The organism is Streptomyces sp. JN8 (assembly GCF_055808075.1).
Map to the genome: position 1 here is coordinate 6,449,809 of NZ_CM147852.1, position 19,136 is coordinate 6,468,944.

A 19,136-nucleotide genomic window follows, 5' to 3' on the forward strand; every position below is an offset into this window, starting at 1 on the left:
TCACCCCAACCGCCGGTACCGCCGTTCCGGCCGGCCCGTGCCCCCGTAGCGGAGGGTGACCTCCGCGCGGCCCGTTTCCGTGAAGTACTCCAGGTAGCGGCGGGCGCTCACCCGGGACAGGGAGCCGGCTTCCGCGCATTCCGTGGCCGAGAGGCCCTCCGGGTGGGCGCGGAGGACGGAGTCCACCAGGTCGGCGGTGTGGGCGGCCAGGCCCTTCGGGAGTTCGCGGGAGCCGCGCGGGCGGGTGCCGAAGATCTGGTCGACGTCCTCCTGGCGGGCCTCGTCGAGGTCGTCGAGGCGGCTGCGCAGCGAGGCCACGTGGCGCAGCTGCTCGTGCAGCGCCGCCTGGCTGAACGGCTTGATCAGGTAGTGCAGCGCCCCCGCCCGCAGCGCCTCCCGGATCGTGCCCGCGTCCCGCGCCGCGGTGATGAACAGCGCGTCCGTGCCCAGGCCCGCCGCGCGCAGCTCCCGCAGGACCCGGATGCCGTCCATGTCCGGCAGGAACACGTCGAGCAGCACCAGGTCCGGCCTCAGCCGCTCGGCCGCCCGCAGCGCCTCGGCGCCGCTGTGCGCGACCCCGGACACCGTGAAGCCCGCCACCGCCGACACATAGCGGCAGTGCAGCTTGGCGACCATGAAGTCGTCGTCCACCACCAGCACGTTCGTCACGATGCCCGACGCTAAGGCCTGGCCACCCCGACCACAACGACCACAACGTCCGTTGGTTGCGGAAGAGAGACAGCCTCCCGGAGCGCGGGCAGCATGTGGGCCACCTCACATCCCCTTCCCCTACAGCTGAGAGGCGGCACACGTGCGGTTGCGCACCCCCTTCGCCCTCCTCGGGGCCGCGCTCCTGGTGCTGGTGGGTCCACCGCTGCTCAGTCCCGGCAGCGGCTCCGACACCGGCACCCGGATACCCGGCCTGCGTCTCATGGTCCCCAACACCCCCGGCGGCGGATACGACATCACCGCCCGCACCGCCGCCAAGAACGCCGAGGAGGCCGACCTCACCGGCGACGTCGAGGTCTTCAACCTGCCCGGCGCGGGCGGCACCGTCGGCCTCACCCGGCTCGTCGGCGAACGCGGCAACGGCCGCCTCGCCATGTCCATGGGCCTCGGCGTCGTCGGCGCCGTCCACACCAACGAGACCGCCCGCACCCTCGCCGACACCACCCCGATCGCCCGGCTCACCGAGGAGCAGGACATCGTCGTGGTCGGCAAGGACTCCCCGTACCGGACGATCGACGAGCTGCTCGCCGCCTGGCGGAAGGACCCCGGCAAGCTGCCCGTCGGCGGCGGCTCCTCGCCCGGCGGCCCCGACCACCTCGCCCCGATGCTGATGGCCCAGGCCGCCGGCATCGCCCCCCGGGACGTCAACTACGTCCCGTTCGACGGCGGCGGCGAGCTCCTCGCCTCCATCCTCGGCGACAAGGTCGCCTTCGGCGTCTCCGGCGTCGGCGAGTACCTCGACCAGATCAAGGCCGGCGAGCTGCGCCTGCTCGCCGTCACGGGACCGAAGCGCGTCCCCGGCCTCGACGCCCCCACCCTCCGCGAGGCGGGCCTCGACACCGAGTTCACCAACTGGCGCGGCATCGTCGCCCCGCCCGGCCTCTCCGACGCCGAGCGCGAGAAGCTCGTCGCCCTGGTGACCGCGCTCCACGACTCCCCGCAGTGGCGCGCGTCCCTGAAGACCCACGGCTGGAACGACGCCTTCCTGCCCGGCGAGGAGTTCGGCACCTTCCTCGCCGAGCAGGACCGCCGCGTCGGCTCCGTACTGAAGGAGCTGGGACTGTGACCACCACCGTGAAGAACCGGCTGCGCGAACGCTCCGAACTCGGCCTCGGCATCCTGCTGTTCGTCCTCGGCGTGCTCGTCCTCACCGACGCCCTCACCCTGAGGGCCGATCTCGCGGGCCGCGGGCCCGTCGGCCCCGCCACCGTCCCCCTCGTCGTCGGCTGCGGACTGCTCGTCGTCGCCGTCCTCCTCTCCGTCGACGTCCTGCGCGGCGGCCGCGGCGAGGCCGAGGCCGGTGAGGACGTCGACCTGACCGAACCCGCCGACTGGCGCACGGTCCTGCTGCTCGCGGGTGTCTTCCTCGCCTTCGCCGTCCTCATCGGCCCCCTCGGCTTCCCGGTCGCCGGAGCGCTCCTCTTCTGGGGCGCGGCGTACGCCCTCGGCAGCCGCCACCTCCACCGCGACCCGCTGATCGCGGCCGTCCTCTCGTTCCTGACGTACGCCGTCTTCGACAAGCTGCTCGGCGTCCCGCTGCCCGGCGGTCCGCTGATGGGAGTGATCTGACCCGTGGACTCCCTCAACTCGCTCGTCGACGGCTTCGGCACCGCCCTCACCCCCATGAACCTGCTGTGGGCCGCCGTCGGCGTGCTCCTCGGCACCGCCATCGGAGTCCTGCCCGGCATCGGCCCCGCCATGGCCGTGGCCCTGCTCCTCCCGGTGACCTACGGCCTCGAACCGACCGGCGCGTTCATCATGTTCGCCGGCATCTACTACGGGGCCATGTTCGGCGGCTCCACGACCTCGATCCTCCTCAACACCCCCGGGGAGAGCGCGGCCGTCGTGGCCGCGATCGAGGGCAACCCGATGGCCAAGGCCGGCCGGGGCGCGCAGGCACTCGCCGCGGCGGCCATCGGCCACTTCACCGGCGGCATGATCGGCACGATCCTGCTCGTCGTCCTCGCCCCGACCGTCGCCGCGCTCGCCGTCGACATCGGCGCCCCCGACTACCTCGCCCTGATGGTCCTCGCGTTCATCGCGGTGACCTCGGTCCTCGGCTCCTCCCGGATCCGCGGTCTCGCCTCCCTGCTCGTCGGCCTCACGATCGGCCTGGTCGGCCTCGACCAGATGACCGGGCAGCAGCGCCTCACCTTCGGCTCCCTCCAGCTCGCCGACGGCGTCGACGTCGTCATCGTCGCGGTCGGACTCTTCGCCATCGGCGAGGCCCTCTGGGTCGCGGCGCACCTGCGCCGCACGGCGGGGGAGGCCCTCCCGGTCGGCCGTCCGTGGCTCGGCCGGGACGACGTGCGCCGCACCTGGAGGTCCTGGCTGCGCGGCCCCTTCATCGGCTTCCCGTTCGGCGCGATCCCGGCGGGCGGCGCCGAGATCCCCACCTTCCTCTCGTACGTGACGGAGAAGCGCCTCTCGAAGCACCGGGACGAGTTCGGCCGCGGAGCCATCGAGGGCGTGGCGGGACCGGAGTCGGCGGCCTCGGCCTCGGCCGCCGGGACGCTCGTCTCGATGCTGACCCTCGGGCTGCCCACGACGGCCGTCGCCGCCGTGATGCTCGCGGCGTTCCAGCAGTACGGCATCCAGCCCGGCCCGCTGCTCTTCGAGCGGGAGCCCGATCTGGTGTGGGGGCTGATCGCCTCGCTGTTCGTCGGCATGGTGCTGCTCCTCGCGCTCAACCTGCCGCTCGCCCCCGTCTGGGCCAAGCTGCTGCGCATCCCCCGCCCGTACCTCTACGCGGGCATCCTCTTCTTCGCCGCCGTCGGCGCGTACGCGGTGGGCGGCGAGGCGCTCGACCTGGTCGTCCTGCTCGTCGTCGGGCTGATCGGACTGGGGATGCGGCGCTACGGACTGCCGGTCCTGCCGGCCGTCATCGGGGTCATCCTCGGCCCGGCCGCCGAGCAGCAGCTCCGCCGCGCCCTGCAGATCAGCGACGGCTCGGTGTCCGGTCTGGTGAACACCCCGTTCTCGATCGCCGTGTACACGACCGTCGTCCTGCTGCTCGGCTGGCCGCTGCTGAGGAGGGTGATCGTCCGGCGCCGTAACGTGTCGGCATGACACACGACATCCGCCGCGCCACGAGCACCGACGTACCGGGGGTGAAGGCCGTGACCGACGCGGCCTACCGCCACTACATCGAACGGATCGGCGTCGTGCCGGCCCCGATGGAGGCGGACCACGCGGCGGACGTGGCCGCCGGGCGGGTGTTCGTCGCGGGGGACCCGGTGGTCGGCCTGGTGGTCCTCCGGACCGAGGCCGACCACCTCTACCTCGACAACATCGCCGTCCACCCCGACGCCCAGGGCACCGGCCTGGGCCGCCGGCTCCTCGGATTCGTCGAGTCCCGGGCGCGCGAGCTGGGACGCCCCGAGGTCCGGCTGCTGACCAACGCGATGATGTGGGAGAACCAGAAGCTCTACGAGCGGTACGGGTACGAGGTCGTCGAGCGGCGCACGGACGGGCGGTACGACCGTATTCACTACCGAAAGGTTCTCAACTCGCCCCCGATCGGGTGAGTTCGGACAGTCGGCGACCGGATCCGGTATCCCTGGCGGGCAGTACCATCCCCCCCCACCCCGAAGGGACCCCGCTCATGCGCGTCCGACTCGTCCTCGCCGCAGGCGTTCTGCTCGCCTCCGCCGCCGTCGCCCCCCTCGCCCACGCGGAGGGCGCCGGCGGCCGCACCGGAGGACCCGTCCCGGACGGCCCCGCCGCGACCGGCGACAGCCGCACCCTCGACGACCTCTCCGTCTACGGCTACGGGACCGTCGGCGAGGACAGCACGGTGACGCTCTCCGGCATGTACCGCTGCCTCGACGACAGCGCCGGCCCCGTCTTCGTCGGTTCCACCCTCGTCCAGGGGGTCCGTTCCGCCGGCATCGGCGGCACCCGCGCCGTCTGCGACGGACACCTCCACGAGTGGGTCAACACCGCCGTCGTGAAGGACCCCGCGTACCGGCCGGGCGCGGCCACGGTCCGCGCCGCCCTGATGCAGCTGACGACCGGCGAGGCGGGCCTCCCGGAGCCCGGCTACCTCGCCACGGAGGACGCGTCCGTCGAACTCCGCTGACGCCGTTCGCGACGGGGCGGCGCGGAACCGGCCCCGGCAGCACGGTCCCGAGACCGGGGGCCGCGCGGGGACCGACCCGGTGCCGCGGAACCGCCCCGACCGGGCTCGGCGCCTACCGCAGCAGGGCGATCAGCCCCTCGCGGCCCAGCACCTCCAGCTCGTCGAGGGCCACCACGGCACACGCCGCCGCCTCCGGGTCGGAGGCGGCGAGCCCGCTCGCCGCGAACTCGTCCTCGTCGAGCCGCAGCACCTCGCTGCCGTCCGCCGACACCCACAGGTCCAGGTCCAGGTCCTCGACGACCACCGCGGAGCCGTCGATCACGGCCGGCCGGGTGATGTCGCAGTACCAGCCCTTCAGGGAGCCGTCGGCGGACCACACCTCCTTGACCGTGAACCAGCGGTCGCGCCAGAAGTGCTCCACGAACACGTCACCCGGCTCGAACCGCACGAAGCCGAAGTCCCGCACGCCCTCCGCCGCCCACGGCGCGCGCACCGAGAGCCGGGCCGCGTCCTCCGCGAGCACCTCCGCCGGGTAGCGGATCTTCGTGCGGCCCGCCTTCGTCAGGGTGACCTCAACCGATCTTCCGGACATGCCGTACCTCCCGTGCGGCGACCTGGTAGCCGAACCACTCGTTGATCGCCAGAATCGGCGCGTTCCCGGTGTCGTTCCCGGTCAAGGCCTCCGTGCGGCCCGCCGCGCGAGCCCGGTGCAGCGAGGCGTTCTTGGTCAGCTTCGCGAGCCCGCGCCCCCGGTACGCCGGCGCGGTGCCCGTCATCCCGGTGCTGTAGCGGCCCAGGCCGTCGGTCTGCGCCGCGCTGAACGCCGCCGGCACGCCGTCCACCACCGCGACCGTCGTCAGGGCCCGGTCGAACAGCGGGTGCTCCCAGGTGGTCGCCAGCCAGTGCGCGTAGTCGTCGAGCTCCGCGCCCACGTCGCCCGGCTCGTCGGCCGTCGTCAGCGCGTCCAGCTCGAAGAGCGGCCGCGGGTCCGCCGAGAAGTCCTCCGCGGTCAGCAACTCGACGCCGGCCGGGGGAGCCTGGAGCGGCGGCAGTTCGGCGGCGGTGAGGTCGAGCCGCAGGAAGTAGGCGGACCGGCTGGGGGCGTATCCGCGCCGCTCGGCCCAGGCCAGGTTCTCCGGTGCGTCCAGGACCCAGCTGTACAGGGTCCGCGCACCGCGCTCGGCGAGATGCTCCTCGGCGGCGCGCAGCAGGAGCGATCCGCCGCCCCGCCCCGCGTGCGCGGGGTCCATGTACACGTTGACGGAGCCGATGCCGGGCTCGGGGGCGTCATGGGCGATCCGCACCTGCGCGGTCCCGATGATCCCGCCGTCCTCGGCCACCGCGACCAGGGGACGCTCGTGGCCGTCGGGGTGGGCGTGCGTCCAGTCGAAGCGGAACTGCTCGGCGGTCGCGAGCATGAAGGGGAGCGCGGCCCGCCGGACGCGGGCGAAGCCCTCGGCGTCCTCGGCCCGTACATCACGGACGATCACAGTCATGTGGTCGCACGCTACGGGCCGGGGGTGTGCCGCCGCCTCCCATTTTCCGGTGGGGTGGGGGCAGAATCGGCGGGGTGACACTCACCATCGCCGTGGACCACGAATCCACCACCGCTCCGTACGAACAACTGAGGGCCCAGATCTCGGAGCGGGCCCGGTCGGGCAGGCTGCCGGTCGGATACAAGCTGCCGACGGTACGAGGACTCGCGGAGCAGCTGGGCCTCGCCGCGAACACGGTCGCCAAGGCGTACAAGGCGCTGGAGGCGGACGGGGTGATCGAGACGCGCGGGCGGCACGGCACGTTCGTCGCCGCCGCGGGGGACGCGGCAACCCGCCGGGCCGCCACCGCCGCCGCCCAGTACGCCGAGGAGGCCCGCCGCCTCGGACTCAGCCGCGAGGCGGCGGAGGCGGCGATGAACGAGGCCCTGCGCGCGGCCTACGACAGCTGATCCACCCGGCCGGGGACCAGGTGGGGCCCCGGCCGTCCTACAGGTACAGGCCCGCCCCCGCCGTGCGGGGTTCCGGGAGGTCCGCCGGGGGCGTGCCGCGGCGCAGGGCGAACAGCTCGGCCAGCGTCGCGCCCTCGCGCGGCACGTCGTCCGCGCGCCCGAGCCACTCCACGGACTCGGTCCGGGTCAGCGGGCCCACCTCGATCCGGGCCAGGCAGCGGCCCGGCCGGACCACCGCGGGGTGGAGCCGCTCCAGGTCCTCGTTGGTGGTGACCCCGACGAGGACGTTGCGCCCCTGCCCGAGCAGACCGTCCGTCAGGTTCAGCAGCCGGGAGAGGGCCTGGCCCGCCGTGTGCTTGGCCTCGCCCCGGATCAGCTCGTCGCAGTCCTCCAGGAGCAGCAGCCGCCAGCGCCCCTTCGCCGTGCCCTCGTCCTCCCCGATGGCGATGTCCATCAGATAGCCGACGTCGTTGAACAGGCGCTCCGGGTCGAGGACGCAGTCCACCTGGCACCAGTCACGCCAGGACCGCGCCAGGGTGCGCAGCGCGGACGTCTTGCCCGTGCCGGGCGGTCCGTGCAGCAGCAGGAGACGACCGGAGATCGAGTCGGGCGTCACCCGCATCAGCCGGTCCATCGACTCCGCCACCGGCGCTGAGTAGTTGGGCCGGACCTCCTCCCAGGTCCCGGCGCTGATCTGCCGGGTCGTCCGGTGCGGGCCGCGCCGCGGGGAGACGTACCAGAACCCCATCGTCACGTTCTCCGGCTGGGGCTCCGGCTCGTCCTTGGCCCCGTCGGTGGCCTCCTTCAGGATCCGCTCGGCGAGCTCGGGGTCGGCGGCCGTCACGGTGACGTCGGCGCCCCGGTTCCAGCGGGAGACCAGCAGCGTCCACCCCTCGCCCTCGGCGAGCAGGGCACTCCGGTCGTCGTCCTTCGCGGCGCGCAGCACGGTGGCGCCGGCGGGCAGCAGGGTCGCCTCGGGCCGGACCCGGTCCACGGTGGTGCTGTGCGAGTGGGGCTGCTCCCCGGTCGCGAAGCGGCCGAGGAACAGCGCGTCCACGACGTCCGCGGGCGAGTCGCTGTCGTCGAGGGTGAGCCGGATCGGCAGCGACTGCTGCGGCTCGGACGGTACCGGTGGGGTGTCAGCCATGGGCCCATGATCGGGCAACCGGGCATGCCGTGCACCGGGTTTTGAACGGGGCGATTCCCCGGAGGTCCGCCTCCCCGAGCCGGACCTGGGGCTCAGATCCAGTGACCCCGCGCCGCGCCCCGGGCGCGCCGCGCGAGCGCGTACCCCTTCGTCAGGGCCCGGTCCGCGGCGAACGTCCGGGCGATCGACCGCCCCTCCACGAGCCGGGTGAACTCCTCGACGCCGGTGGACCGGCGCACCGTGACCCGCTCCAGGGCGTACGGTCCCTGGCGCCGCCTGGCCAGCGCGTTGCCGACGGCGAGGGCCTGGGTGAAGCCGGACTCCCGGACGGTCCGTCGGACCCGGCGGCTGGAGTAGCCGTACGGGTACGCGAAGGAGACCGGCGCCGTTCCGAGTTCCTCGCCGACGATCTCCCGGCAGCGCAGCGTCTCGAACCGGAGCGTGCGTGCGTCGAGCTGGTCCAGCTGGGGGTGGGTGTGGCTGTGGCCGCCGATCTCCGTTCCCGCGTCGGTGAGTTCGCGCACCTGCGCCCAGTCCAGCATGGTGTCGAGGGCGCCGCCCGTCTCGTGCCGGCCGCGCAGCCAGCCGGTCGAGACGAAGACGGTGCTGGGGAAGGAGTGCTTGTCGAGCACCGGCAGGGCGTACCGGTGGACGCCCTCGTAGCCGTCGTCGAAGGTGACGAGCAGCGGCCGCGCCGGCAGCTCGCCGCCGGTGCGCCAGGCCGCGGCGAGCGCGGCGGTGGTCAGCGGGGTGAACCCCCGCTCGGCGACCACGTCCATCTGCGCCGCGAAGGCCTCGGGGGTCACGGAGAGCCCCAGGGTCGCGGGCGCGGGGTCGGGGGCGACCGCGTGGTACATGAGGATGGGGACGGGGGTGGTGGAGCCCTCGGCCGGGCCGGTGCCGGTCACCGTGCCCCTCCTTCGGAGCCCACGGCCTCCGCCGGCCGTGCCTCCGTGCCCGCGGTGGCCGGTTCCTCGCCGGACGCGGGCGCGCTCGTGGCGGCCTCCGCGCCCGCGAGGCCGGTCAGCGCGGACGCGGTCAGCGCCCTGGTCGGCGCGGTCCCCTCCGCCGTGTCCCCGGTCCGTTCGATCGGCCCCCAGGAGAAGGTCGTGCCGTGCCGCCGGGCCCGCAGCGTGCCCAGGGCGTAGCCGCCGGCGGCGACCGTCACGCCGGTGACGATCGCCCCGGCCCGGCCCGCGCCGCCGGAGCGGCCGCGCAGCGCGTCGCGCATCCCGCGCAGGACACCGGCGGGCAACACCCTTGTGGTGTAGCGCCGTTCGGACTCCAGGCCCTTCTGCGCGCCGACGCTGCGGGCGACGAGCGCCTTCGAGAGGCCCTCGGCGTAGACCCGGGTGCGGAAGTAGGCGAAGCGTTCCCGGACGGCGGGCACCTTGTGGTGGATGACGGCCCGGTCGTCGATGAGGAGCACCGCCTCGGGCACGGCCTTGGCGAGCCGGATGCACAGCTCGGTCTCCTCGCCGCCCAGCGGCCGCCGGTCGCCGTCGCGTCCGATTCCGGTGGCGAACCCGCCGGCCGCGTCGAAGGCGGTGCGGCGGAAGGAGGCGTTGCCGCCGAGCACGTTGCGCACCGGGACGCGGCCGGGGGGCAGGCCCAGGTACGTGCAGCCGACGACCCAGTCGAACTCCTCGGGGAACCAGGCCGGCCTGCGGCCGGAGGCCCAGGAGGGCACGGTCCGGCCGCCGACGGCCATGACGCGCGGGTCGTCGTAGGCCGCGGAGAAGTGGTGGAGCCAGTCCCGCTCGGCGACGGCGTCGTCGTCGAGGAAGGCCACGAACTCGCCGCGGGCGGCGGCGATTCCGGTGTTGCGGCCGGCGGAGAGGCCGCGGGGGCCCGCGTTGGCGAGCACCCGCACCTCCACGGTGGGCCGCGGTTCCGCGTACTCCTCGGTCAGCCGGGACAGGAGCCGCTCGTTGTGGTCGACCACGAGCAGGGTCTCCAGGGCGGGCAGGGACTGGTTCCGGACGGAGTCGACGGCGGCGAGGATGTCCTCCCACCGGTCCTCCGTGTAGACGCAGATCACCACCGAGAAGCCGTGCGGGGACGTGCGGTCGTTCAAGACGCCTCTCCCCGGGGGACGCTGACCGAGAACGGGGCGGGCCGGCGGCGGGCGGCCTTGCTGACGGCCTTCTCCTTGAGGATGACCTTCAGGACCCGGATTCCGTCGCGTACGGCGTTGAGGTTGCTGACGCCGTGGATGCGGTTGTATTCGTGGCTCGGCACCTCCTGCACCTTGAGGCCGGCGGTGACGACGCGGATGTTGATGAGGGTCTCGATCTCGAATCCGGTGCAGTCGAGGGTGATCTTGTCGAGGCAGTGCCGCCAGAAGGCGTTGTAGCCGTAGCAGAGATCGGTGTACCGGGCGCCGAACTTGCGGTTGACGAGGGTGCAGAGGGCCCAGTTGCCCAGTCTGCGGATCGTCGTCATGTCGTCCGTGCCGCCGCCGTTGGCGAAGCGGGAGCCCTTGGCGAAATCGGCGCCGCCGACGAGTGCGGAGACGTACGAGACGATCTCCTGGCCGTCCGCCGAACCGTCCGCGTCGACCATCACGATGATGTCGCCGGTGCAGGCCGCGAAACCGCTGATCAGCGCGTCGCCCTTGCCCTTGCCGACCTGCTTGACCACCTTGACGTCGGGCCGGAGCTCACGGGCGACGTCCACCGTGTTGTCCGTGGAATTTCCGTCGACGAGGACGACTTCGTGAATCCATTCCGGCAGCGTCTTGAAGACGTACGGAAGATTTTCGGCTTCGTTCATCGCGGGAATGACGACACTCACCGGCGGAGTGATCGCCAGATGAGAGGTGATGGCCCGGTACTGGGCGGCTATTCGACTCGGCTCGGTTATTTCTTCGCCCGAGACGGATGGGCGCAGGAACGAGCTCATAGGTCTGGTCTTCCCTCTCGTCCGGTGGGGCCGCCCACCCCTTGGGCGGTCCGATGGTGTGTCCGGTTCGAAAGGGGGGTTCTCGCCACGCCCGCGCGGATGCACGATCTCCTTGCGGAATCGGCGAGTTGGCATGTCTGGCCGCGCGGTACCCGCGACCCGGCGCACATTCGAACACCGAGCACGGCACCCCCCTACCGCGCCCCGCACCGAGGCCATCGGCGACGCGAGAGCCCTCCCCTGAGCCGCTTGCGTGATGGATCGGTGCGGGTGAGATGTACGACGGTATTGATGAATGGGACTGTATGGCAAGTCCCTGATCTGTGGCCCGCTTTTCCGTAGTTTGGCGAAGCTTCGACGGTCAGATGTGCAACCATCCCGATCGGATTCGGTCAATCCGTTTGCATGCAGAGAACACTGAGGTGAAGTCAGTCTCCTGTGCTTTGTTGTGCGAATGTGTCGCGTTCACATGTGATCGTTACGCGGGACCGGAGCTTCCGCTTCCTGACTCAATCCGACCGCTCCCTGTCGTCCGGTGACGCCACCCGCCCCTGGCCGAAAACCGACGGTCCATGACGGAGGGTCGGATGATGTTCACCCCCACTTTTGACATGAACACTTCCGGCGCGGCGGATCCGATGCTACTACCTGGTAGCGCAGAGATCCTGCTAAAGGGAGGTTCCATGAGACTGTCCCGTTTTGCCGCCGTTTCGTCCTCGCTCCTCCTCGGTGCCGTCCTCGCCCTCACCGGGGCGGGCGCCGCCCAGGCCGCCGAGACCGCCGCGCTCGACTACGTGGCCCTCGGAGACTCGTACTCCTCCGGCGTCGGCGCCGGGAGCTACGACAGCGCCAGCGGCGACTGCAAGCGCTCCACGAAGGCGTACCCGGTGCTGTGGAAGAACGCGAACGCCCCCTCCTCGTTCGCGTTCACCGCCTGCTCCGGCGCCCGAACGGGTGATGTGACCGCCAATCAGCTCGGCCCCCTCTCCTCCGCCACCGACCTGGTCTCCGTCACGATCGGGGGAAATGACGCCGGTTTCGCCGATGTCATGACCACCTGTGTGCTGCAGTCCGAAGCCACCTGCATCAGCCGTGTGAATCAGGCCAAGAGCTACGTCGACACGACGCTCCCCGGCAAGCTCGACTCCGTCTACACGGCGATCAGGAACAAGGCCCCCGCCGCCCACGTCGTCGTCCTCGGCTACCCGCGCTTCTACCAGCTGAGCGGCAGCTGCATCGCGGGGCTGAGCGAGAACGAACGCCGCGCCATCAACGGAGCCTCCGACTACCTCAACGCGGCCGTCGCCAAGCGTGCGGCCGACCACGGCTACAGCTTCGCCAGCGTCGTCCCGGCCTTCACCGGACACGAGATCTGCTCCGGCTCCGCCTGGCTGCACAGCGTCAACTGGTTGAACATCGGGGAGTCCTACCACCCGACGGCCTCGGGCCAGTCCGGCGGCTACCTGCCCACCTTCAGGAACGCGGTGTAGCGGAACCCCTCAGGAACGCGGTGGGGCGGAACCGCCGTCCGCGGCGCCGGGGTCGGCCGGAGCGGTGCTCGTGACACCGCCCGGCCCGGGCCCGGTGCCGCTCTCGTCGTCGCGGACCAGGTGGTACGCCAGCGCCCCCGCGATGAGCAGCGCGCCGACCACTCCCGCGAGCACGACATGGGAGCGCCGGGGCGATCGCGCCCGGACGGGCGGACCGGCCGGGTCCGGCGCCGCTCCGCCGCCCGCCGCGGAGGCGTTCTCGCCGCGGCCCTCGCCGTCGCCCTCGCCCCGTCGGCCCCGCCCCGCTCCGGCGGGACCTGCGGACGTGCCGGCCGGGGCTCCGGGGGGTCCGGCGGTTCCGGCCGAGCCGGTCGGCGCGAGCCGCGCCCCGCCCGCCGCCAGCCGCCGCAGCTCCCGCTCGACCCGATCCGGGTCCGCGGGGACGTCCCGGTCCTCGCCCGCCGACTCCTCGGCGAGGGCGCGCAGCTCCCGGACCCCCTCGTCCTCCGCGGCCGACGGCGGCGGCAGTGCCGCCGTGAGGAGCCGTCCGAGGGCGCGCCGCTCGGCCGCCGGCCCCGGATCGTCCCCCGGGGCGGTGCCGAAGCCGGTGACGACGATCCGTCCGTCGTTGGCGAGGAGGACGTGCTCGGGGTCCACCTCCCGGTGCGGGACGCCCGCCTCCCGCTCCGCCCGCAGCCCGGCCAGCACCTCGGCCCCCATCCGCGCGGCCTCCCGCGCCGGCAGCGGCCCGTCGGCCTCCAGCGTCTCGGCGAGGGTGAGGCCCCGTACGAGCTCCATGGCGGCCCACGGCCGTCCGTCCTCCGTGGCGACGCCGAGGACCCGCACGACGGCGGGGTGGGAGATCCGGGCGGCGGCCCGGGCCTCGCGCTCGCGCCGCGCGAAGAGGAGGAGCGCCTCGTCCGCCGGGAGGCCGTCCGGGGCCCGGAGTTCCTTGAGGGCCACCTCGCGGCGGTCCGTCTCGTCCAGGGCGCGCCAGACGGTGCCCGTCACCCCCTCGGCGAGGACGTCCAGCAGCCGGTAACGACCCGCGATCACCGTCATGGATCCACGGTAGCCGAGGGGGGTCCTCCCGTCCCCGGTCCTGCGCCGGTGTCCCGGCCGGCCGCGTGCGGTGACGCGGTGGCGATCTTGGTGGTGGAGATCACACGGATCCGGGTAGGCGGTGGGGAGGGTCAGGAGGGCAGGATGGTTCGTGACGGTTCGGCAGGTGTTCGAGTCCTGTCCAACTCGCCCTGGAATCAGATGGATTCGCACGGTGACCGTCAACCCCCGTACGAGTGCCGTGAATCCCGTCGCCGGGATACACGGGTGTCACCGCGGGGCGATAGGGTTAACCTGCCCTGGGTCGGGTGCCCTTGTACGGGTGGGGAGTGACATGGAACAGATAGCAATGCGCAGCAGGCCGCGAGTGCCTGCCATCACCTGCGGGAGCAGCGCGACGAGTTCGCGCCTCGACCGCCACCTCGCGGTGCTCGGCGGTCCCGCCATACCTCAGCGGGAGGTGGCCGAGGCGACCCTGCTGATGCGCGAGCTCACCTCGCGTGCGCCCGAGGTCCCGGTGCACGGTCACCGCAGCCGCAGCGCGCGGGTCTCGCTCTTCGCCCCGCTCCGCCGCCTGCGCCGCTCCCTCTTCGGAACGCGCCACTAGCCGCCGGGTGCGCCGGGTCGAGCGACCCCGAGGTTCCCGCCCGCTCCCGCCCGGTCGCCCGTACGACTCCGACCGCACGACCACGAGATCGCCGGACGTGTCCCCGCCCGTCCGGCGATCCGTCGTGTCCGGCCACGGGCCCGATCCCTCCCCGCGCGGGGGCCGGGCGGCCCGCGGTCCTCAGGCGACCACCCCCGCCCCCCTCAGCTCCCTCACCTCGGCCTCCGGCACCCCGATCTCCCCGAGGATCCCGTCCGTGTCCTGCCCGAGGGCCGGGATCCGGCCCATGCGCGGCTCGGGACCGTCCGGGAACACGAGGGGCGGCAGCAGCGAACGCAGCGGCCCCACCTGCGACTCCACCTCCCGCCAGCGGTCCCGGCCGGTCAGCTGGGGATGGTCGGCGAGCTCCGCGACCGAGTTGAGCCGGGCGCAGGCGATCCCCGCCGCGTCGAGCCCGGCCAGCGCCTCGGCCGCCGTCAGCGGGGCCAGCGCCGCGGCGACCACCGCGTCCGTGGCCGCCCGCCCGGCCACCCGGGCCGTGTTCGTCGCGAAGTCCGGGTCCTCCGCCAGCTCGGGCCGGCCGATCACCTGTCCCGCGAGCCGCCGCCACTCCCGGTCGTTCTGCACGGAGAGCAGCACCAGGCCCCCGTCCGCGGTCGGGTAGGCGTCGTACGGCGCGATCACCGCGTGCGCGAGCCCCGTTCGCGCCGGGGGCGTGCCCCCGTGCATGCCGTGATGCAACGGGTGCCCCATCCACTCCGCGAGCGAGTCCAGCAGGGACACCTCCACCGGACCGCCCCGGCCGGTGGTGCCGCGCCGCACGAGCGCGGCGAGGACACCGGAGAAGGCGTACATCCCGGCGGCGATGTCGGCCGCGGGGATCCCCGACTTGACCGGCTGCTCCGGCGTCCCCGTCACCGAGACCAGGCCCGCCTCGCACTGGACGAGCATGTCGTACGCCCGCCGGTGCGCGTACGGTCCCGTCGCCCCGTACCCGGAGACGTCCACCGCGATCAGCCGCGGGTGGGCCGCGCACAGGGCTGCGGCGTCCAGGCCGAGCCGGGCGGCCGCGCCCTGGGCGAGGTTCTGCACGAAGACGTCCGCGCCCGCCACCAGCCGGCGGACGAGGGCCAGACCGCGCGGGTCCTTGAGGTCGACCGCCACGGACTCCTTGCCCCGGTTGCACCACACGAAGTGGGAGGCGAGTCCGCGCGCCGCCGTGTCGTACCCCCGGGCGAAGTCCCCGCCGTCGGGGCGCTCGACCTTGATGACGCGCGCGCCGAGGTCGGCGAGCTGCCGCGTGGCGAAGGGGGCGGCGACGGCCTGCTCGACGGCGACGACCGTGATGCCGTCGAGGGGGAGTGGCTGAGTGCTCATGAGAACCCTGCCTACCCTGCGGGGCCGGTCCTTGTCACCAGGGGACATGTCACCCGCGGGACCCCGTCCGGGCTGCCGGCACCTCCGGAGGGGCGCCCGTCACAGCAGCATGAACTGGCCCTCCGGTCCCTCCTCCTGGTGGTCAAGCACGGAGGCGGGCCGCCGGGACCCGGCCGGCGGGGGCAGCACGCCCGCGGCCCGCAGCTCCTCGCGGTCCGCGGAGGCCGCCGCCTCCCGGGCGAGAGCGGCACGCTCCGCCTCCCGCGCGCCGAGCAGCGCCAGCACCGTGACCAGGTCGAGCAGCTCCGAGGTCCACTCCTGCGGCCAGGCCGCCGGACCGATCGCGTCGAGCGACCCGGGCTCCACCGGTGCGGTCCGGTGCGCGAACCACTGCTCCAGGACCCGCGTCCCGCCGACGCTGTACTCCCAGGCCTCCGCGGGCACGGGGGAGACGCGGCCCGCGTCGAGGCACAGGGCCTCGTCGCCCGCCTCGTACGTCACCGTCCGCGGGCGGGGCGGCACGGCCGCCCGCACGTACGGGCGGCGCCCGCCCGGCAGTCGCGGCTTCGTCCCGCTGAGCGCGCCCCGCGCCTGGACGTCGACGAGGTCCCGGCCCAGGGCCACGCCCGCCGTCCAGACCTCGGGGTCCGCGGGGAGCGGCACCCGGCAGCCGGCCGGTGAGGGCCGGGCCGCCGCCACCGTCCACGCGAGCCACTCCAGGGCGTCGACCCGGCGCCCGTACCGCTCGCCGAGGAAGGCCAGGAGGCCCGGAGCGAGATTGGGCTCCACCCCGCCGGGACGCCGGAACAGCGGGCGGATACGGCCCGGACGGCCGGCGGGGGAGCGGCCCTCGGGCAGCGCGGACGTCACCAGGACCGCGGGCCCGGCCGCCCCCGGCACGTACCCCTGCTCGACCGCGAAGAGCTGCGGCTCCCCGGCGACCCGCCACAGCTCCGGGCGCGCGGTGTCGATCAGCCGGTGGTCGGGCAGCAGCAGCTGCTCGTCGAAGGGTCCGCGCGCGACCCGCACGGGCTCCGGGCACGGCCCCGACTCGCGGGCCCAGCGCACGGTCCCGGTCCGCTGGCCGGGCAGCGCGGCGACCGCGCTCGCCGGGGTGCGCGCCCGGCTGGGGCGGAACAGGGCCTCGCGCTCGGCCCCTTCGGCGGCGACCAGGCGGTCCCAGCGGGACCGCAGCGTCCGCGCGTCCGGCGCCACGATCCACGAGCGGCCGAAGCGCAGCGGCGCGACGGACCACGGCATGAGGTCGTCGAGGAGGGGCAGGTCGTCGACCGGCGGCGCGCCGACGGGGCGGGGCGGATCGGCGTCGTTCGCTCCGGGGGCTTCCGTCACGCCCCGCATGCTAACGACGACCGGCCGCGGGACTCCACCGTCGGCGGGATCCCGCCGGTGCGGAGTGCGGGAGTGCGGGAGTGCGGGAGTGAGGGGTGCGGGGGTGTGCGGTGCGGGGGGTGCGGCGGGGTGCGACGGTGAGGCGGTTCGGCGGGGTGCCGCCGGGTGAGGCGGTGCGGCGATGCGGTTCGCCGGGGGTGCGGGCCGTGCGGCGGTGCGGGTCGGGTGGTGGGGGGTGGGAGGCCGTCGGCTCGGCGGGGCGACGGCTCGACGGTTCTACTGGGCTTCGACCGTGACCGTGAAGGAGAAGCGGTCCCCGCGGTAGCGGATGCGGGCCACGTCGACGACCCGCCCCTCCTCGTCGTACGTCACGCCGGTGTAGTGGAGGATCGGCGACAGGAGCGGGATCTCCAGGAGCGACGCCGTCTCCGGGTCGGCGAGCCGGGCCTCGACCGTGTCCGTGATGCGGCTGATCCGCACCCCCACGACGTCCCGCAGCACCTTCGTCATCGGCCAGCGCTCCAGGTCGGCCGGATCGACCGCGGCGGCCAGCTCGGGACGCACCGCGTTCTCCGCCCAGTTGGTCGGCTCGCCGCTCTCGCCGTCGCGGCGCAGCCGCCGGTACGCCACGATCTCCGCCAGGTCCGGGAAGTGCTCGGCGAGCTCGCCCGGCACCGACGCGGTGCCGTGTCCGAGGACCGTCGTCCGCTCGCCGGACTGCTGGGCCACGATCGCGTCGATCGAGCCGAGCAGCCGGCGCGGGGTGGACCGCCGCGCGCCCGGCTCGATGAAGGTCCCGCGCCGCCGGTGCCGGCTGATCAGGCCCTCCTCCTCCAGTTCCTTGAGGGCCTGGCGCATCGTGAGCACGCTGACGCCGTAGTGCGCCGCGAGCTGCTCCTCGGTGGGCAGTCGCAGCGAGGCGTCGGGCGTGCGCCCCAGTATCGAGGCGCGCAGCGACTGCGAGACCTGGTACCAGAGCGGCAGCTTGCGGTTCAGGACCAGCGAGTCGGGAGCGAAGGCGGTCACGGGTTCTCCGTACGAAGGCTACGGGCTTACGGCCGAGACACTACGGCCGGAAGTGGCGCTCCAGACCCTGCCATACGTCGTCGTAGCCGTTCTGCAGGTGGTCGGCCTCCGCGGCCTGCGGGGTCGCGGTCACCGGCCAGCGGGTCTCGAACATGAAGGCCAGGCCGTCGTCGATCTTCTGCGGCTTGAGCTCGGCGGCGCTCGCCCGGTCGAAGGTCTCCCGGTCGGGGCCGTGCGCGGACATCATGTTGTGCAGCGAACCGCCGCCGGGCACGAAGCCCTCCGCCTTCGCGTCGTACGCGCCCTCGATGAGGCCCATGTACTCGCTCATCACGTTGCGGTGGAAGTACGGCGGCCGGAAGGTGTCCTCGCCGACCAGCCAGCGCGGGGCGAAGACCACGAAGTCCACGCTCGCGAGCCCCGGGGTGTCGGAGGGCGAGGTGAGCACCGTGAAGATCGACGGGTCCGGGTGGTCGTACGAGATCGTCCCGACGACGTTGAAGCGGTGCAGGTCGTACACGTACGGGGTGTGGTTGCCGTGCCAGGCGACGACGTCGAGCGGCGAGTGGCCGTACGTCGCCGACCAGAGGTTGCCGCAGTACTTGTTGACGACCTCGACCGGACCCTCGACGTCCTCGTACGCGGCGACCGGGGCCCGGAAGTCGCGGGCGTTGGCCAGGCCGTTGGCGCCGATCGGGCCCAGGTCCGGGAGCTGGAACGGGGTTCCGTAGTTCTCGCAGACGTAGCCGCGGGCGCTCTCCTCCAGGACGTCCACCCGGAAGCGCACCCCGCGCGGGATCAGCGCCACCTCGCCGGGGTGGACGGCGAGCAGGCCGAGTTCGGTGCGGAGGAGGAGGCCGCCGCGCTCCGGCACGATCAGCAGCTCGCCGTCCGCGTTGCCGAAGACCCGGTCCATCGAGGCGTTCGCGTGGTACAGGTGCACGGCCATGCCGGCCCGCTGCGTCGCGTCGCCGTTGCCGCCGAGGGTCCACAGGCCGGCCAGCCAGTCGGTGCCGGGGGCGGGGTCGGGCAGCGGGTTCCAGCGGAGCCGGTTGGGGTCGGGCACGGTCTCGTCGAAGGGCGCCGAGCGGACGGCGCCGTTGTCGATCCGGGTGAACGGCGGGTGCGCCGCCGAGGGACGGATCCGGTAGAGCCACGAGCGGCGGTTGTGCGCCCGCGGCTCGGTGAAGGCACTGCCGCTGAGCTGCTCGGCGTAGAGGCCGAGGGGTGCCCGCTGCGGCGAGTTGCGGCCGTGCGGCAGTGCGCCGGGGATCGCCTCCGAGCTGTGCTCGTTGCCGAAACCGGTGCTGTAGCCCAGCGCCTCGGCCGTCTTCCTGGCCCGCTCGCGCCTCTCGGCCTGCTCCGTGGTCATCGCCCGCTCCTGTCCTGAGCCCACAAGGGAATCCTATGCATGACCG

20 protein-coding genes are annotated in these 19,136 nt (G+C 73.6%); 8 read left to right on the forward strand and 12 right to left on the reverse strand.

Going from position 1 to position 19,136, the window contains the following annotated elements; all coding sequences use genetic code 11:
* Positions 1 to 669, reverse strand: a complete 669-nt coding sequence (locus ACY0MR_RS28435; protein ID WP_361855806.1) for a response regulator — start codon at positions 667 to 669, stop codon at positions 1 to 3.
* Positions 670 to 811: 142 nt separating this feature from the next.
* Between ACY0MR_RS28435 and ACY0MR_RS28440 the strand changes: the two genes are divergently transcribed.
* The 5 genes from ACY0MR_RS28440 to ACY0MR_RS28460 all read left to right on the forward strand — a co-directional run bounded on the left by ACY0MR_RS28440 (position 812) and on the right by ACY0MR_RS28460 (position 4,810).
* Positions 812 to 1,795, forward strand: a complete 984-nt coding sequence (locus ACY0MR_RS28440; RefSeq protein WP_388804330.1) for a Bug family tripartite tricarboxylate transporter substrate binding protein — start codon at positions 812 to 814, stop codon at positions 1,793 to 1,795.
* A complete protein-coding gene (locus tag ACY0MR_RS28445; RefSeq protein ID WP_473556103.1) occupies positions 1,792 to 2,298 on the forward strand; it encodes a tripartite tricarboxylate transporter TctB family protein in 507 nt (168 codons plus the stop codon). Before ACY0MR_RS28440 ends, ACY0MR_RS28445 begins: the two co-directional genes overlap by 4 nt.
* Before the next feature lie 3 nt (positions 2,299 to 2,301).
* The gene (locus ACY0MR_RS28450; protein WP_388804336.1) at positions 2,302 to 3,798 is read left to right on the forward strand and encodes a tripartite tricarboxylate transporter permease; all 1,497 of its coding nucleotides are present in this window, start codon (positions 2,302 to 2,304) and stop codon (positions 3,796 to 3,798) included.
* Complete coding sequence (locus tag ACY0MR_RS28455; RefSeq protein ID WP_473556106.1) at positions 3,795 to 4,256, forward strand: GNAT family N-acetyltransferase; 462 nt, start codon at positions 3,795 to 3,797, stop codon at positions 4,254 to 4,256. Before ACY0MR_RS28450 ends, ACY0MR_RS28455 begins: the two co-directional genes overlap by 4 nt.
* 77 nt (positions 4,257 to 4,333) lie before the next feature.
* On the forward strand, positions 4,334 to 4,810 hold the full coding sequence (locus ACY0MR_RS28460) for a DUF6299 family protein (RefSeq protein ID WP_392865259.1): 477 nt from the start codon (positions 4,334 to 4,336) through the stop codon (positions 4,808 to 4,810).
* Between the two features lie 112 nt (positions 4,811 to 4,922).
* Here the strand turns inward: ACY0MR_RS28460 and ACY0MR_RS28465 are convergent, their stop codons facing one another.
* Together ACY0MR_RS28465 and ACY0MR_RS28470 are read right to left on the reverse strand one after the other, a co-directional pair.
* Positions 4,923 to 5,402, reverse strand: a complete 480-nt coding sequence (locus tag ACY0MR_RS28465) for a ribonuclease FAU-1 family protein (RefSeq protein ID WP_361855788.1) — start codon at positions 5,400 to 5,402, stop codon at positions 4,923 to 4,925.
* The gene (locus ACY0MR_RS28470; RefSeq protein ID WP_473556110.1) at positions 5,383 to 6,306 is read right to left on the reverse strand and encodes a GNAT family N-acetyltransferase; all 924 of its coding nucleotides are present in this window, start codon (positions 6,304 to 6,306) and stop codon (positions 5,383 to 5,385) included. The genes ACY0MR_RS28465 and ACY0MR_RS28470 overlap by 20 nt, the downstream gene beginning before the upstream one ends.
* Before the next feature lie 74 nt (positions 6,307 to 6,380).
* Between ACY0MR_RS28470 and ACY0MR_RS28475 the strand changes: the two genes are divergently transcribed.
* Positions 6,381 to 6,755, forward strand: coding sequence for a GntR family transcriptional regulator (locus ACY0MR_RS28475; protein WP_055599231.1), 375 nt, complete (start codon positions 6,381 to 6,383; stop codon positions 6,753 to 6,755).
* Positions 6,756 to 6,792: 37 nt separating this feature from the next.
* On the opposite strand, the gene ACY0MR_RS28480 is transcribed toward ACY0MR_RS28475, so the two are convergent.
* The 4 genes from ACY0MR_RS28480 to ACY0MR_RS28495 form a co-directional block, all read right to left on the reverse strand.
* Positions 6,793 to 7,902 carry a DUF5925 domain-containing protein gene (locus ACY0MR_RS28480; RefSeq protein ID WP_473556113.1) on the reverse strand — a complete coding sequence of 370 codons (1,110 nt, stop codon included), beginning with the start codon at positions 7,900 to 7,902 and terminating at the stop codon, positions 6,793 to 6,795.
* A 92-nt stretch (positions 7,903 to 7,994) separates the two neighbouring features.
* Positions 7,995 to 8,759, reverse strand: a complete 765-nt coding sequence (locus ACY0MR_RS28485; protein ID WP_473561906.1) for a polysaccharide deacetylase family protein — start codon at positions 8,757 to 8,759, stop codon at positions 7,995 to 7,997.
* A 47-nt stretch (positions 8,760 to 8,806) separates the two neighbouring features.
* Complete coding sequence (locus ACY0MR_RS28490; RefSeq protein WP_473556115.1) at positions 8,807 to 9,979, reverse strand: glycosyltransferase family 2 protein; 1,173 nt, start codon at positions 9,977 to 9,979, stop codon at positions 8,807 to 8,809.
* The gene (locus tag ACY0MR_RS28495) at positions 9,976 to 10,806 is read right to left on the reverse strand and encodes a glycosyltransferase family 2 protein (RefSeq protein ID WP_388804354.1); all 831 of its coding nucleotides are present in this window, start codon (positions 10,804 to 10,806) and stop codon (positions 9,976 to 9,978) included. Before ACY0MR_RS28495 ends, ACY0MR_RS28490 begins: the two co-directional genes overlap by 4 nt.
* Before the next feature lie 683 nt (positions 10,807 to 11,489).
* On the opposite strand from ACY0MR_RS28495, the gene ACY0MR_RS28500 reads away from it, so the two are divergent.
* Positions 11,490 to 12,296 carry an SGNH/GDSL hydrolase family protein gene (locus tag ACY0MR_RS28500; protein ID WP_361855772.1) on the forward strand — a complete coding sequence of 269 codons (807 nt, stop codon included), beginning with the start codon at positions 11,490 to 11,492 and terminating at the stop codon, positions 12,294 to 12,296.
* A gap of 9 nt (positions 12,297 to 12,305) precedes the next feature.
* Here ACY0MR_RS28500 and ACY0MR_RS28505 read toward each other — a convergent pair whose 3' ends face one another.
* Positions 12,306 to 13,358, reverse strand: coding sequence for a protein kinase domain-containing protein (locus ACY0MR_RS28505; RefSeq protein WP_473556119.1), 1,053 nt, complete (start codon positions 13,356 to 13,358; stop codon positions 12,306 to 12,308).
* A gap of 334 nt (positions 13,359 to 13,692) precedes the next feature.
* Here ACY0MR_RS28505 and ACY0MR_RS28510 point away from each other — a divergent pair, with 334 nt between their 5' ends.
* Positions 13,693 to 13,965, forward strand: a complete 273-nt coding sequence (locus ACY0MR_RS28510) for a hypothetical protein (protein WP_361862808.1) — start codon at positions 13,693 to 13,695, stop codon at positions 13,963 to 13,965.
* A 180-nt stretch (positions 13,966 to 14,145) separates the two neighbouring features.
* Here the strand turns inward: ACY0MR_RS28510 and ACY0MR_RS28515 are convergent, their stop codons facing one another.
* The 4 genes from ACY0MR_RS28515 to hmgA form a co-directional block, all read right to left on the reverse strand.
* Complete coding sequence (locus ACY0MR_RS28515; protein WP_361862811.1) at positions 14,146 to 15,342, reverse strand: CaiB/BaiF CoA transferase family protein; 1,197 nt, start codon at positions 15,340 to 15,342, stop codon at positions 14,146 to 14,148.
* A gap of 99 nt (positions 15,343 to 15,441) precedes the next feature.
* Positions 15,442 to 16,701, reverse strand: coding sequence for a type ISP restriction/modification enzyme (locus tag ACY0MR_RS28520; protein WP_473556122.1), 1,260 nt, complete (start codon positions 16,699 to 16,701; stop codon positions 15,442 to 15,444).
* Positions 16,702 to 16,968: 267 nt separating this feature from the next.
* The gene (locus ACY0MR_RS28525) at positions 16,969 to 17,718 is read right to left on the reverse strand and encodes a GntR family transcriptional regulator (protein ID WP_473556124.1); all 750 of its coding nucleotides are present in this window, start codon (positions 17,716 to 17,718) and stop codon (positions 16,969 to 16,971) included.
* Between the two features lie 40 nt (positions 17,719 to 17,758).
* Positions 17,759 to 19,090, reverse strand: coding sequence for a homogentisate 1,2-dioxygenase (gene hmgA, locus ACY0MR_RS28530; RefSeq protein ID WP_473556126.1), 1,332 nt, complete (start codon positions 19,088 to 19,090; stop codon positions 17,759 to 17,761).
* Between the last annotated feature and the right edge of the window lie 46 nt (positions 19,091 to 19,136).

Coding starts and splice junctions, on each gene's coding strand:
- ACY0MR_RS28455 (WP_473556106.1), top strand. CDS start 3,795: ATGACACACGACATCCGCCGCGCCACGAGCACCGACGTACCGGGGGTG.
- ACY0MR_RS28460 (WP_392865259.1), top strand. CDS start 4,334: ATGCGCGTCCGACTCGTCCTCGCCGCAGGCGTTCTGCTCGCCTCCGCC.
- ACY0MR_RS28465 (WP_361855788.1), bottom strand. CDS start 5,402: ATGTCCGGAAGATCGGTTGAGGTCACCCTGACGAAGGCGGGCCGCACG.
- ACY0MR_RS28470 (WP_473556110.1), bottom strand. CDS start 6,306: ATGACTGTGATCGTCCGTGATGTACGGGCCGAGGACGCCGAGGGCTTC.
- ACY0MR_RS28480 (WP_473556113.1), bottom strand. CDS start 7,902: ATGGCTGACACCCCACCGGTACCGTCCGAGCCGCAGCAGTCGCTGCCG.
- ACY0MR_RS28485 (WP_473561906.1), bottom strand. CDS start 8,759: ATGTACCACGCGGTCGCCCCCGACCCCGCGCCCGCGACCCTGGGGCTC.
- ACY0MR_RS28495 (WP_388804354.1), bottom strand. CDS start 10,806: ATGAGCTCGTTCCTGCGCCCATCCGTCTCGGGCGAAGAAATAACCGAG.
- ACY0MR_RS28500 (WP_361855772.1), top strand. CDS start 11,490: ATGAGACTGTCCCGTTTTGCCGCCGTTTCGTCCTCGCTCCTCCTCGGT.
- ACY0MR_RS28505 (WP_473556119.1), bottom strand. CDS start 13,358: ATGACGGTGATCGCGGGTCGTTACCGGCTGCTGGACGTCCTCGCCGAG.
- ACY0MR_RS28510 (WP_361862808.1), top strand. CDS start 13,693: ATGGAACAGATAGCAATGCGCAGCAGGCCGCGAGTGCCTGCCATCACC.
- ACY0MR_RS28515 (WP_361862811.1), bottom strand. CDS start 15,342: ATGAGCACTCAGCCACTCCCCCTCGACGGCATCACGGTCGTCGCCGTC.
- ACY0MR_RS28520 (WP_473556122.1), bottom strand. CDS start 16,701: ATGCGGGGCGTGACGGAAGCCCCCGGAGCGAACGACGCCGATCCGCCC.
- hmgA (WP_473556126.1), bottom strand. CDS start 19,090: ATGACCACGGAGCAGGCCGAGAGGCGCGAGCGGGCCAGGAAGACGGCC.